General features: G+C 73.8%; 14 protein-coding genes. All 14 read left to right on the top strand.

Features of this window, described 5'->3' with window-relative positions:
• The first annotated feature begins 154 nt into the window (after nucleotides 1-154).
• The 14 genes from pafA to ACFVVL_RS27905 all read left to right on the top strand — a co-directional run bounded on the left by pafA (nucleotide 155) and on the right by ACFVVL_RS27905 (nucleotide 13,038).
• Entirely contained in the window at nucleotides 155-1,516 is a 1,362-nt protein-coding gene (gene pafA / locus ACFVVL_RS27840) for a Pup--protein ligase (RefSeq protein WP_380298422.1), read from the top strand.
• A gap of 173 nt (nucleotides 1,517-1,689) precedes the next feature.
• Nucleotides 1,690-2,682 carry an FKBP-type peptidyl-prolyl cis-trans isomerase gene (locus ACFVVL_RS27845; protein ID WP_380298420.1) on the top strand — a complete coding sequence of 331 codons (993 nt, stop codon included), beginning with the start codon at nucleotides 1,690-1,692 and terminating at the stop codon, nucleotides 2,680-2,682.
• A gap of 240 nt (nucleotides 2,683-2,922) precedes the next feature.
• Nucleotides 2,923-4,230, top strand: a complete 1,308-nt coding sequence (locus tag ACFVVL_RS27850) for an FKBP-type peptidyl-prolyl cis-trans isomerase (RefSeq protein WP_380298418.1) — start codon at nucleotides 2,923-2,925, stop codon at nucleotides 4,228-4,230.
• Between the two features lie 160 nt (nucleotides 4,231-4,390).
• Nucleotides 4,391-4,756: an FKBP-type peptidyl-prolyl cis-trans isomerase gene (locus ACFVVL_RS27855; RefSeq protein WP_344321862.1), complete on the top strand. Its 366-nt coding sequence runs from the start codon at nucleotides 4,391-4,393 to the stop codon at nucleotides 4,754-4,756.
• Between the two features lie 168 nt (nucleotides 4,757-4,924).
• Nucleotides 4,925-5,905, top strand: coding sequence for a helix-turn-helix transcriptional regulator (locus tag ACFVVL_RS27860; RefSeq protein WP_387679968.1), 981 nt, complete (start codon nucleotides 4,925-4,927; stop codon nucleotides 5,903-5,905).
• Nucleotides 5,902-6,858, top strand: coding sequence for a helix-turn-helix transcriptional regulator (locus tag ACFVVL_RS27865; RefSeq protein ID WP_380294324.1), 957 nt, complete (start codon nucleotides 5,902-5,904; stop codon nucleotides 6,856-6,858). The genes ACFVVL_RS27860 and ACFVVL_RS27865 overlap by 4 nt, the downstream gene beginning before the upstream one ends.
• Before the next feature lie 3 nt (nucleotides 6,859-6,861).
• Nucleotides 6,862-7,092, top strand: coding sequence for a hypothetical protein (locus tag ACFVVL_RS27870; protein ID WP_387679971.1), 231 nt, complete (start codon nucleotides 6,862-6,864; stop codon nucleotides 7,090-7,092).
• 36 nt (nucleotides 7,093-7,128) lie between these two features.
• Nucleotides 7,129-7,308, top strand: coding sequence for a hypothetical protein (locus ACFVVL_RS27875; protein WP_387679974.1), 180 nt, complete (start codon nucleotides 7,129-7,131; stop codon nucleotides 7,306-7,308).
• Between the two features lie 206 nt (nucleotides 7,309-7,514).
• Nucleotides 7,515-7,811, top strand: a complete 297-nt coding sequence (tatA, locus tag ACFVVL_RS27880) for a Sec-independent protein translocase subunit TatA (protein ID WP_387679977.1) — start codon at nucleotides 7,515-7,517, stop codon at nucleotides 7,809-7,811.
• Between the two features lie 121 nt (nucleotides 7,812-7,932).
• Nucleotides 7,933-8,823, top strand: a complete 891-nt coding sequence (tatC, locus tag ACFVVL_RS27885; RefSeq protein WP_380294330.1) for a twin-arginine translocase subunit TatC — start codon at nucleotides 7,933-7,935, stop codon at nucleotides 8,821-8,823.
• 132 nt (nucleotides 8,824-8,955) lie between these two features.
• Nucleotides 8,956-10,140, top strand: a complete 1,185-nt coding sequence (locus tag ACFVVL_RS27890) for an NAD(P)/FAD-dependent oxidoreductase (RefSeq protein WP_387679980.1) — start codon at nucleotides 8,956-8,958, stop codon at nucleotides 10,138-10,140.
• A gap of 102 nt (nucleotides 10,141-10,242) precedes the next feature.
• Nucleotides 10,243-10,563 carry a (2Fe-2S)-binding protein gene (locus ACFVVL_RS27895; protein ID WP_380294319.1) on the top strand — a complete coding sequence of 107 codons (321 nt, stop codon included), beginning with the start codon at nucleotides 10,243-10,245 and terminating at the stop codon, nucleotides 10,561-10,563.
• Nucleotides 10,544-11,980 (top strand): FAD-dependent oxidoreductase, encoded by a 1,437-nt coding sequence (locus ACFVVL_RS27900; protein ID WP_387679983.1) that lies wholly within the window; start codon nucleotides 10,544-10,546, stop codon nucleotides 11,978-11,980. The genes ACFVVL_RS27895 and ACFVVL_RS27900 overlap by 20 nt, the downstream gene beginning before the upstream one ends.
• A 194-nt stretch (nucleotides 11,981-12,174) precedes the next feature.
• Nucleotides 12,175-13,038 carry a dihydrodipicolinate synthase family protein gene (locus ACFVVL_RS27905; RefSeq protein ID WP_380294329.1) on the top strand — a complete coding sequence of 288 codons (864 nt, stop codon included), beginning with the start codon at nucleotides 12,175-12,177 and terminating at the stop codon, nucleotides 13,036-13,038.
• The last annotated feature ends 116 nt before the right edge of the window (nucleotides 13,039-13,154 follow it).

A 13,154-nucleotide genomic window follows, 5' to 3' on the forward strand; every position in this document is an offset into this window, starting at 1 on the left:
CCCGCGGGGCCGTCCCCCCACCTGCGTGCCCCGGGTGCCCCGGGCGCGCCGCCGGGGAGCGGGGGCGCCCGGGGACCCCGGTGCCCCTGCGGCGGCCCGGACGGGCTTTCGCGGAGGCGGTTTCGGACAGCTCCCATCAGAGAATGGATGGCCCATGGACCGCCGAATTTTCGGGCTGGAGAACGAGTACGGCGTCACCTGCACGTTCCGCGGGCAGCGCAGGCTGTCCCCGGACGAGGTCGCCCGCTACCTCTTCCGCCGCGTAGTCTCCTGGGGCCGCAGCAGCAACGTGTTCCTGCGCAACGGTGCCCGCCTCTACCTCGACGTGGGCTCCCACCCCGAGTACGCCACCCCCGAGTGCGACGACGTCGTCGAGCTGGTGACGCACGACAAGGCGGGCGAACGCATCCTCGAAGGCCTGCTGGTCGACGCCGAGCGCAGGCTGCACGAGGAGGGCATCGCCGGGGACGTCTACCTCTTCAAGAACAACACCGACTCCGCCGGCAACTCCTACGGCTGCCACGAGAACTACCTGGTGGCCCGGCACGGCGAGTTCTCCCGGCTGGCCGACGTGCTCATCCCGTTCCTGGTGACCCGGCAGCTGATCTGCGGCGCCGGCAAGGTGCTGCAGACCCCGCGCGGCGCGGTCTACTGCGTCAGCCAGCGCGCCGAGCACATCTGGGAGGGCGTCAGCTCGGCGACCACCCGCTCCCGCCCGATCATCAACACCCGCGACGAGCCGCACGCCGACGCCGAGCGCTACCGCCGGCTGCACGTCATCGTCGGGGACTCCAACATGTCGGAGACCACCACCCTGCTCAAGGTGGGCTCCACCGACCTGGTGCTGCGGCTCATCGAGGCCGGCGTGGTGATGCGCGACCTCACCCTGGAGAACCCGATCCGGGCCATCCGCGAGGTCAGCCACGACCTCACCGGCACCCACCAGGTCCGGCTCGCCAACGGGCGCGAGGCCAGCGCGCTCGACATCCAGGAGGAGTACTACACCAAGGCCCTGGAGTTCGCCGACCGCAAGGGCATCAACACCGGCACCGTCGCCCGGGTCCTCGACCTGTGGGGCCGTACCCTGGAGGCGGTCCGGACCGAGCGCCTCGACGGGGTCGCCACCGAGATCGACTGGATCATGAAGTACAAGCTCATCGAGCGCTACCGCGAGAAGCACCAGATGAGCATGAGCAACCCCAGGGTCGCCCAGATCGACCTCGCCTACCACGACATCCACCGCCGCCGCGGCCTGTTCTACCTGCTCCAGGGCAAGAACCAGGCCCAGCGGGTGACCACCGACCTCAAGACCTTCGAGGCGAAGTCGATCCCGCCGCAGACCACCCGGGCCCGGCTGCGCGGCGACTTCATCCGCCGCGCGCAGGAGCAGCGCCGCGACTTCACCGTCGACTGGGTGCACCTGAAGCTGAACGACCAGGCGCAGCGCACCGTGCTCTGCAAGGACCCGTTCCGGTCGGTCGACGAGCGGGTGGAGAAGCTCATCGCGGGCATGTGACCGGCGCGCGGGCGGGGGAGCGGCGCGCGCACGGCGTCCCCCGTCGGTGTGATCTTCGCGGTGTCCGGTCCCGGTGGTGTCTACCGGGACCGGGCGCCGTCTGCGCATACGCTGTCCGTCGAGTCCGGAGCCGGAGTCCGGAGAGCCGACTTTGACCGACAGTTAGGAACGCCGTGCGCCGCACCGCCGGGTTGCTTCTCACCCTGCCCCTGCTGCTGGCGGTGGCCTGCAGCAGCTCCACCAAGCCGGCCGGCCAGGCCACGCCCACCGCGTCGCCGACCGCCGCGCCCACCGTGCCCGCCCCGGTGAACGAGGCCTCCCCGATGCCGGTGCTGTCCGGCGGGGGCTTCGGGAGCAAGGCCACCATCACCATCCCCGAGGGCCAGCAGCCCAGCGGACAGTTCGTGGTGAACACCGTCAGCGAGGGGGACCGCTCGGCGGTCAACAAGGGCGACTGGGTGACGGTCAACTACACCGCCAAGGACTGGACGACCGGCAAGGACCTGCCCAGTTCCTACGACTCCGGCGGCAAGCCGCAGCTCTACCAGGCGGGCAGCGGGCAGCTGGTGCCGGCCTTCGACCAGAGCGTGATCGGCAAGAAGGTCGGCAGCCGGCTGCTGGTCGTCGCCCCGCCGGCCGCCGCGTTCGGCACCCAGGGCTCCACCCAGCTCGGCGTCGGCCCCGGCGACACCGTGGTCTTCGTGCTCGACATCGTGGAGAGCCTGCCGCCGGACTCCACGCTGTCCGGCGCCATGACGCCGCCGCCGGCGAACCTGCCGCAGGTCAAGGACAACGGCAAGGCCGCCGTCACCATCACCGTGCCGGCCGGGCAGGCCCCGCCGACCGACCTCCAGCAGGCCGTGCTGATCAAGGGCGAGGGCAAGCAGGTCAAGTCCGGGCAGACCCTGGTCGTGCAGTACACCGGCGTGCTGTGGGCCAACGGCCAGCAGTTCGACTCCTCCTGGAGCCACGGCGGCGCCCAGGCGCTGCAGATCGGCACCGGCAGCGTCATCGAGGGCTGGGACAAGGGCCTGGTCGGCCAGAACGTCGGCAGCCGGGTGCTGCTGGTGGTGCCGCCGTCGCTCGGCTACAAGGACCAGGCGCAGGGCTCGGTGCCGCCGAACTCGACCCTGGTGTTCGTGGTGGACATCCTGGAGGCCGTGTGACGCCCCGGTGATCCCGGGGGATCCCCGGCACGGGCTGGTTCGAGCCCGGGGGGATTCCGTACGCTTGGGCGGGCGCTCGCACGGGCAAGCGCCCGCCCTCATCCTGACCTGTCATACTGCCCTCGCACTGTGGTAGGCGCCGCCGGCGTCCGGGGTCCGGGCGGGCAGTGCGACAGCACCCCGGCGCCACCACGCCGGCCGTAGACCTCGAAGACCTCGTGGCGAGATGGATGGGGAGTCATGTCTGAGAAAGCGTCGAGCCCGGGCGGGTCCGGCACCGCGCACGGTAACTCCGCCGGAGACCCGGCCGATTCGAGGCCCGGCGGCCCGCTCCCGGGCGACGGCGAGTCGATCGTCGTTCCTCCGGCGATCCTGAAGCAGCAGGCCGGGTGGGGCGGGTCCGGGGAGGCGCCCCGGGCCGCGGGGACGAAGACCGACGAGGTCCCGCAGATCTTCGCCTCCACCGTCCGCCGCCAGGACACCTCCGAGGCCGGGTACGACGAGAACCCGGGCAACGTCGGCAAGCTCGGCGTGATCCTCGGCACCGTCCTCGGCGTGCTGCTCATCGGCAGCGCCGTCACCCTGTACCTGGTGAACAAGGACGGTTCGTCGGACGACGCCGCCGCCAAGCCGGACACCGCCAAGTCCGCCCCGGCCACGCCGACCACCCCGCCGGTCCCGCCGATCAAGGACAGCGCCAAGGTGCTGCCCAACGTCACCGGCGACTACGGCACCAAGGCCACCATCGAGGTGCCCGCCGAGCAGGCCGACGGCAGCTTCGTCGTCAAGGTCCTCTCCGAGGGCAGCGGCCCCAAGGTCGAGAAGAACTCCTGGACCTCCGTCGACTACACCGGCAAGGACTGGAACACCGGCAAGGACATCCCGTCGTCGTACGACGACAAGGGCAAGCCGCAGATCTTCCAGGCCGGCACCGACGCGCTCATCCCGGCGCTCGACCAGGCGGTCATCGGCAAGAAGGCCGGTTCCCGGCTGCTCGTCGTCGCCCCGCCGGCCGCCGCCTTCGGCGCCCAGGGCAACCCGAGCATGTCGATCGGGGCCGAGGACAACCTGATCTTCGTCATCGACATCCGCAACAGCAACGCCCCCGACGCCGTCGTCAGCGGCACCGTGACCCCGCCGCCCGCGGACTTCCCGCAGGTCAAGGACAACGGCAAGAAGCCCGCCGACATCACCCCGGTGCCCGGTGCGGCCGACCCGACCGAGCTGAAGAGCCACGTCCTCATCAAGGGCGAGGGCCGCAAGGTCGAGAAGGGCGAGAAGATCCTCGTCCAGTACACCGGCGCGCTGTACAAGGACGGCAAGGTCTTCGACTCCTCGCTCAGCAAGGGCCAGGCGTTCTCCTTCCCGCTCGGCGGCGGCCAGGTCATCGCCGGCTGGGACCAGGGCCTGGAGGGCCAGACCATCGGCAGCCGGGTCGAGCTGGTCATCCCGGCCTCGCTCGGCTACAAGGACCAGGCCCAGGGCGAGATCCCGCCCAACTCGACGCTGGTCTTCGTCGTCGACATCCTCGATGCGGGTCAGGGCTGATCCACTTTCGGGTGACAATGGTGTGCGTGTGACCTTCGGGACCGGCCGCGTGGCCGGTCCCGGACGGGCGGCGGGCGCCCGTACCGTGGTCCGGGAACGGACCGGGTGCGGGCGCCCGCCGCTTGGTCATGGAACGAACCAACCGTGAGATGAGGCACTAGTGAGCAAGCCCGAGATCGACTTCCCGGTCGGCGACCCGCCGGCCGAGCTGAAGATCCGCGACATCACCGTCGGCACCGGCGAGGAGGCCAAGCCCGGCCAGGTCGTCGAGGTCCACTACGTCGGCGTGACCTACGCGACCGGCGAGGAGTTCGACGCCAGCTGGAACCGCGGTTCCACCTTCAAGTTCCCGCTCGGCGGCGGCCGGGTCATCAAGGGCTGGGACCAGGGCGTCGCCGGCATGAAGGTCGGCGGCCGCCGCGAGCTGGTCATCCCGCCGCACCTGGCCTACGGCAACCAGTCGCCGAGCCCGCTCATCCCGGCGGGCTCGACCCTGATCTTCGTGGTCGACCTGATCTCCGTCTGAGGACGCTGATCGCCAGGGCCGCACCCCGACCCCGGGGTGCGGCCCCACGTGTTCCCGGACTCGGCTTTTGCAGTGCGTACCGCTACCGGTACGGTCGGTCCCGCCGGGTCCACGACGCCCCGGCGGGCGCAACCCCGCGCGCTGCGCGGCACACCGGAAGGGTCAGCGATGGCGATCGCCAAGGCAGAGCGGCTGATGAATCTCGCCCTGTGCCTGATGAACACCAGACGTCCGCTCTCCAAGAAGGAGCTGCGGGAGTCCATCGAGGCCTACCGCGAAGCCTGGCAGAACAGCAGCGAGGAAGCCTTCAACCGGATGTTCGAGCGGGACAAGGACGACCTGCGCGAACTCGGACTGGTCATCGACGTCGACGAGAACGCCCTCGACGGCGAACTCGGCTACCTCGCCCGCGCCGACCGCAACCGCCTGCCGGAGATCGCCCTCGACGCCGAGGAGGCCGCCGCGCTCACCCTCGCCGCCCGGGTCTGGCAGCAGGCCAAGATGAGCGGCGCCGCCAGCGGCGCGCTCCAGAAGCTGCGCGCCGCCGGCATCCCCTTCACCGAGACCGAGCGCCGCCCCGCCCTCGAACCGCGCATCCCGGCGCGCGAGGCCGCCTTCGAACCGCTGCTCACCGCCGCCCGCGACCGCCGCCCGGTCACCTTCGAGTACCGCAAGGCCGGCGCCGCCGCCGCCGAGCAGCGCAGCGTCGAACCCTGGGCTCTGGAGTGCTGGCGCGGCCACTGGTACCTGGCCGGCTGGGACCGCGACCGCGAGGACGCCCGGGTGTTCCGGCTCAGCCGGATCACCGGCAAGGTCAGGGCCCGCTCCGGCGCCTTCCTGGGCACCGTGCCCGAGCACGTCGACGTCCGCGCCACGGTCGCCAAGTTCGCCGGCGAGGGCGCCACCGCGACCGCCGTGGTCCGGGTCCGCCGCGGCGCGGGCTTCCCGCTGCGCACCAAGGCGGTCACCACCCGGCGGGCCGACGACAGCTGGGACGAGCTGGAGATCCCGTACGGCAACGGGCTCGGCGCCGACCTCGCCGAGTTCGGGCCGGACGTGCTGGTGGTCGGCCCCGAGGAGCTGCGGGCCGACGTCATCGACCGGCTGCGCGCGGTGGCCGGCAGTGTGGTGGAGGGTGTGCGGGCATGAGCAACGCGATCGACCAGACCCGGCGGATGCTCTCGCTGGTCACCTATCTGCGCGAGCGCCCCGGCGCCGAGGTGGCCGAGGTGGCCCGCGCCTTCGGCATCAGCGAGCGCGAACTGATCGGCGACCTCAACGTCCTGCCGATGTGCGGCACCAGCTTCCGCGGCGGCGACCTGCTCGACATCGACACCGACGGCGAGCGGATCTGGTGGCACAACGTCGACGACGTCGCCCAGCCGCTGCGGCTGGCCGCCGACGAGGCGACCGCGCTGCTCGTCGCCGCCCGCGCGGTGGCCGGCCTGCCCGGCCTGCGGGCCGGCGACCGCGAGGCGCTCACCCGGGCCGTCGCCAAGATCGAGAACGCGGCGGGGGAGAGCGCCGAGGGCAGTGCCCGGGTCGGCGTCACCTTCGAGGCCGAGAGCCACGTCTTCGCGGACATCGACCGTGCCCTCAGCGAGGGGCGCCGGCTCTGGCTGCGCTACTACTCGCACGGCCGCGGCGGCATGACCGAGCGCGAGGTCGACCCGATCCGGCTGCTCACCGAGGGGCACACCTACCTGGAGGCCTGGTGCCGGACCTCCGAGGACCACCGGATGTTCCGGCTCGACCGGGTCGCCGAGATCAGGGTCCTGGACGTCCCCGCCGACCCGCCCAAGCGCGAGCCGCGCGACCTCTCCGGCGGGCTGGTCAACCCCTCCGCCGACGATCCCGAGGTCGTCGTCGAGGTCTCCTCCGGCGGCCGCTGGGTCGCCGAGTACTACACCCACGACCGGGCCGAGGAACTGCCCGACGGCGGACTGCGGATCACCCTGCGCAGCGCCGACCCCTCGCAGCTGCGCCCGCTGGCGCTGCGGCTGGGCCGTGACGGGCGGATCGTCTCCCCGCCGGAGCTGGCCGGGCAGGCGCGGGCGGCGGCGCTGGAGGCGCTGGCGCACTACGGGGAGGGGCTGGTCTGAGCCGTGGAGCCCGGTACCAGATTCAAGGTGTACTGCTCGGAGTGCCGGGAGAAGGTGGAGCTGCCGGTCGAGGCGTTCCGCCTGACGTTCGGCCGCACGGCGGCGCAGGCGCACTACAGCTTCGGGTGCCCGCTGTGCGGGGCGGCGGTGCGCAAGCCCGCCGGGGAGAAGATCGTCGCGGCGCTGACCGGGGCCGGGGTGCGGACCATGCGGCTGGTGCCCGCCGAGGGGTGAGCGGGGGGCCGGCGCCGAGGGCCTAAGGTGGGGGACATGTCCTGGATGCTCGTCGCCGCCGTCCTCCTCGCCACCGCCGGCCTGCTGGTGCTCGGCGTCCTCGCGGTCCGGCTCTGGCTGGACGTGCGGGCGCTGGCGAAGGGCGTGGACGCCGCCTCCCGGGCGCTGGCCGAGGCGGCCGGGGACCTCGCGGCCTCGGCGGCGGGCCGCTCCTGACCGGGCGGACCCTGCGGGAACGCGGAACGGGGGTACCGGGGACTGCTGCTCGGGGGCAGGGGCGCGTTACGCTCTCAGTTGGCTCCTGAGCGCGAACGGGGGCCGCTGTCCTGTTCGGGCGGCCGTCGTCAGGGCGTCATCCGCAGCGGTTACCATCCCCGCAGCGGGCGGCCGGTCGGTGCCGCCGAGACTGAAGGTGGTCGAGCATGCGGGTCTCGTTCACCGCGATCCTCCTGGTCGCGGTCATTGCCATTGTCCTCTTCGGCGCCAAGCGGCTGCCGGAGCTGGCGCGTTCGCTCGGCCAGTCGGCACGGATCCTCAAGAGCGAAACGAAGGCGATGCGCACCGACGGTGCCGCCGACACCCCGGCCCCGCCCGCCCCGGCGGCGGCCGACGGCGCTGCGGCGCGGACCATCCAGTCCGCCCCGGGCGCGTCCGCGACCGCCCGTCCGGTGGCCGAGCAGCCCACCGGGCAGTCCGCTCCGGAGGGCGGGGCGCGCTGAGCGCGCGGCACGCGCGACCACTGGAGGCCCGTCGACCGGCGGGCCTCGACGCACGAGTTGAGGACCGGGGTTGAGCAAGCTCACCAAGGCGTCGAGGACGCCCAAGGATCCCGAGGGACGGATGGCCCTCGCCGACCACCTGCGGGAACTGCGGAACCGCGTGGTCAAGTCGGTCCTGGCGATCGTGGTGTTCACGATCATCGCGCTGATCTTCCACAAGCAGATCGAGACGCTGCTGCTCAAGCCGATCCAGCGGTGTACACCGGAGTTCCTCGCGGCGCCCACGGGCCGCTGTGCGGAGGTCTCGACCATCGGTCTGACCGCGGGTTTCAACTGGATGCTCAAGGTCGCCCTGACGGCCGGTGTGGTCGCCACGGTCCCGGTCTGGCTGTACCAGCTGTGGGCGTTCGTGGCGCCGGGCCTGCACAAGCACGAGCGCAAGTACACGGTCATCTTCATGGCCTGCGGCGCGCCGCTGTTCCTGGCCGGTGTGGGGCTGGCCGTCACGCTGCTGCCGCTGACCGTCGACGTGCTGCTCTCGTTCACGCCGGAGGACACCACACCGATCCTGCCGCCCGCGGACTACTTCGACATCGCCACCCGGCTGGTGCTGGTCTTCGGTCTGGCCTTCGAGTTCCCGCTGCTGCTGATCATGCTGAACATGACCGGCATCGTCAGCGGCAAGCGGCTGCTGCGCTGGTGGCGCGGCATGGTGATGGGCATCACCGTGTTCGCCGCCTTCGCGACGCCCAGCGCCGACCCGCTGAGCATGCTGGCGCTGGCCGCGCCGATCTGGGCGCTGTACTTCATCGCGGTCGGGGTGGCGATGCTGAACGACCGGCGCAAGGCCCGGCGCAACCCGGACCTCGCGCTGAGCGACGAGGAGGCCTCGCACGTCGACCTCGCGGTGGCGCCGGTCGCCGAGGCCGAGGCGATCGAGGCGTCGAGCACGCCGAGCGCCTCCGGTCAGGTGCCGGCCGCCCGCCACGAGCAGATGGACGACATCACCTGAGCCGGCCGACGAGCTGAACCCGCGAGCCCCGGCCCGCCGCTTCCGAGCGGCGGGCCGGGGCTTTTCGGTGCCTTTCGTCCGTTCCGGGCGGGCGGTCTTGGCAGTATCGATGGCATGTGACATATTACTGACGTGTCCCACTCCCAGAGACTCCCCGACGTCGTGGTGGTCGGTGCCGGCGTCGTCGGCGCCGCCTGCGCGTACTACGCCGCCCGGGCCGGCCTCGCCGTCGACGTCGTCGACCGCGGTCCGGTCGCCGGTGGCACCACCGGCGCCGGCGAGGGCAACCTGCTGGTCTCCGACAAGGAGCCCGGCCCCGAGCTCGACCTCGCCCTGTACTCGGCCGGCCTGTGGCGCGAACTCTCCGACGAGTTCGGCGCCGCCGTCGAGTACGAGGCGAAGGGCGGCCTGGTGGTCGCCGGCACCCCCGCCCGCCAGGAGGCGCTGCGCGCCTTCGCGGCCGGGCAGCGGACGGTCGGCGTCGTCGCCGAGGAGATCCCCGGCGAGCGGCTGGCCGAGCTGGAGCCGCACCTCGCGCCCGGCCTGGCCGGCGGCTTCCACTACCCCCAGGACTCCCAGGTCCAGCCCGCGCTGGCCGCCGCCCACCTGCTGCGCGCCGCCCGCCGGGCCGGGGCCCGGCTGCACACCGGCGAGGCCGTGCGGGCCGTGCGGCTCGGGGCCGACGGCGCCGTGCGCGGCGTCGAGACCGAGCGGCGACGGCTGGACGCGGCCGCCGTGGTCAACGCCGCCGGCACCTGGGGCGGTGAGCTGGCCGCGCTGGCCGGCGTCCACCTCCCGGTGCTGCCGCGGCGCGGGTTCGTGCTGGTCACCGAGCCGCTGCCGCGGATCGTGCGGCACAAGGTGTACGCCGCCGACTACGTGGCCGATGTCGCCAGCGGCTCCGCCGCGCTGCAGACCTCGGCCGTGGTCGAGGGCACGCCCGGCGGGCCGGTGCTGATCGGCGCCAGCCGCGAGCGGGTCGGCTTCGACCGGACGCTCTCGGTGGAGGTGGTGCACCGGCTGGCCGCCCAGGCGGCCGCGCTCTTCCCGGTGCTGGCCGGGGTGAGCGTGATGCGCGCCTACCGGGGCTTCCGCCCCTACCTGCCGGACCACCTGCCCGCGATCGGCGCCGACCCCCGGGTGCCCGGGCTGTACCACGCCTGCGGCCACGAGGGCGCGGGCATCGGCCTGGCCCCGGCCACCGGGCTGCTGATCGCCCAGCAGCTCACCGGCAAGGAGCCCGACCTGGCCCTCGCGCCGTTCCGGGCCGACCGCTTCCCGGCCGAGGACGAGGACGACGCCGGGGCCGACGCCTGAGCCTCCCGCCGAGGACGACGGCCGACGACGACGGCCGAGACCCTCCGGCCGAGGCCGACAACCCCACGATCGGCTCATGAGCTGAACGGAGAACCCCCACCCATGCGCCGTAGCCGCACCCCCGCGGAGCTGGTCCGGGCCGAACCCGGGCCCGCGCACACCATCGACTTCGACGGCCGGCCCGTGCCCGCGCTGCCCGGGCAGACCGTCGCCGCCGCCCTGTGGGCCGACGGCGTGCTGGCCTGGCGCACCACCCGGGTCGGCGGCAGGCCGCGCGGGGCGTTCTGCGGCATCGGCGCCTGCTTCGACTGCCTGGCCACCGTCGACGGGCGGCCCAACCAGCGCACCTGCCTGGTGCCGGCCGAGCCCGGCACCACCGTCACCACCCAGGAGGGCCACGGCCGTGCCGACCTCGACGTCTGAGCCCCTGCCCGGCGGTCCGCGCCCCTACGACCTCGCGGTGATCGGCGCCGGCCCGGCCGGCCTCGCCGCCGTCGTGACCGCCGCCGACCTCGGGCTGCGCTGCGCCCTGGTCGACGCCGGCCGGAGCACCGGCGGACAGTACTACCGCCACCCCGCCCCCGGCCTCGGCGCCGCCCGCCCCGACCGGCTGCACCACGGCTGGTCCGTCTACACCGGCCTCGCCGACCGGCTCGCCGCCCACCGCGCGGCCGGCCGCGTCGAGCTGCTGGCCGGCCACCAGGTGTGGGCGCTGGAGCGCGCCGGGGAGCGCGACTGGCGACTGCACGCCACCACCGGCCCGGACGCCGACGACCGGGCCACCGTCCGGTCCGCCGCCGTCCTGCTCGCCACCGGCGCGTACGAGCGGCAGCTGCCCTTCCCCGGCTGGACGCTGCCCGGGGTGGTCACCGCCGGCGGCGCGCAGGCCATGCTCAAGGCCGGTCTGGTGCTGCCCGGCCGGCGGATCGTGGTGGCCGGGAGCGGCCCGCTGCTGCTCGCGGCGGCCTCCTCCCTGGTCACCGCCGGCGCCGAGGTCCCCGCGGTGGTGGAGGCCACCGCGTACCTCGGCTACGCCCGGCGCCCCGGCGTGCTGGCCGCCGTTCCGGCCAAGCTGGTCGAGGGCGCCGGGCACGGCTCCGCGCTGCTGCGCCACGGGGTGCGGCTGCGCCCGCGCAGCGCGGTCGTGGAGGCGCACGGAACGGACCGGGTCACCGCCGTCACGGTGGCCCGGTTGGACGCCGCCTGGCGTCCGGTACCGGGAAGCGAGCGGCGGATCGAGTGCGACGCGCTCGCCGTCGGTCATGGCCTGGTCCCGCAGATCGAGCTGGCCACCGAGTTGGGCGCGGCCACCCGCACCACGCCCGACGGGACGGCCGCACTCGCGGTCGACGCCCGCCTGCGGACCACCGTCCGCGGGCTCTGGGCGGCCGGCGAGACCTGTGGGGTCGGCGGCGCCGACCTGGCGATCACCGAGGGCGAGCTGGCCGCGCACGCGGTGGCCGGCCGACCGGTGCGCACCGCGCTGCTGCGCCGGCGCTCCCGGCTGCGGGCCTTCGCCGAGCTGATGGCCGCCGCCCACCGGCCCGGCCCGGGCTGGACCGAGTGGCTGCGGGAGGACACCGACGTCTGCCGCTGCGAGGAGGTCCCGGCCGGGCGGATCCGCGAGGCGGTGGACGAGCTGGGCGCGGGCGACGCGCGCACCGTCAAGCTGCTGACCCGGGCCGGAATGGGCTGGTGCCAGGGCCGGATGTGCGGTCCCGCGGTGGCCTGCCTGGCGGGCGGCGGCGCCGTCCCGGAGGAGTCCCGCGCGGACAGCAGGCCGTTCTCCTGCCCCGTTCCGCTCGGGCAGCTCGCGGCCGAACACGACCGCGAGGACTGAGAGCCCCGGGCGGGCCCGGTCGCGCGAGGACCGGGCCCACCCGGCCCGCCGGCGCGGCCCGCCGGGTCTGTCCGAAATCGTCCGGCGGGGACTCTTGTCTCCGCCGCGCGCTCCCTAATAAAATGTCACACCTCACCAAGGAGTCACCTGTGTCCCAGACCCCGCACGACACCACCCGGCCCTGGCGCGGCATCATGGTCGCCACCACGCTCCCGCTGCGCCCGGACCTCTCCGTCGACTACGACGCCTACGCCGAGCACGTCCGCTGGCTGATCGAGTCGGGCTGCGACGGCGTCGTCCCCAACGGCTCGCTCGGCGAGTACCAGACCCTCACCCCCGAGGAGCGGGCCAAGGTCGTCGAGGTCGCCGTCGAGGCGGCCGGCGACGGCTCCCGGGTGATGCCCGGCGTCGCCGCCTACGGCAGCGCCGAGTCCCGCCGCTGGGCCGAGCAGGCCGCCGAGGCCGGCGCCGGCTCCGTCCTGCTGCTGCCGCCGAACGCCTACCGCGCCGACCGGGACGCCGTCCGCGGCCACTACGCCGAGGTCGCCAAGGCCGGCGTGCCGATCGTCGCCTACAACAACCCGATCGACACCAAGGTCGACCTCGTCCCGTCGCTGCTCGCCGAGCTGCACGGCGAGGGCTCGATCGTGGCGGTCAAGGAGTTCACCGGCGACGTCCGCCGCGCGTACGAGATCGCCGAGCTGGCCCCCGGCCTCGACCTGCTGATCGGCGCCGACGACGTGCTGCTGGAGCTGGCCCTGGCCGGCGCCGTCGGCTGGATCGCCGGCTACCCGAACGCGCTGCCCGAGGCGAGCGTCGCGCTGTACAAGGCCGCCGTCGCCCACGACCTGGGCACCGCGCTGCCGCTGTACAAGGCGCTGCACCAGCTGCTGCGCTGGGACTCCAAGACCGAGTTCGTCCAGGCGATCAAGCTCTCCATGGACATCGCCGGCCGCCCCGGCGGTCCGACCCGGGCCCCGCGCCTGCCGCTGACCCCGGAGATCGAGGCGGCCGTCCGCGCGGCCACCGAGAAGGCGCTGGCCGAGGGCCTGGCCTGACCCGTACGACGTGGTTCCGGTGTCCGGACCGGCCGGCTGCGGCGGCAGCCGGCCCCACCGGACACCCGCCCACCGGGGCACGGACCCGTCCACCCCACCCTCACCCCACCACCCCA

It is taken from the genome of Kitasatospora sp. NPDC058115, from assembly GCF_042884635.1.
Lineage (GTDB): Bacteria > Actinomycetota > Actinomycetes > Streptomycetales > Streptomycetaceae > Kitasatospora.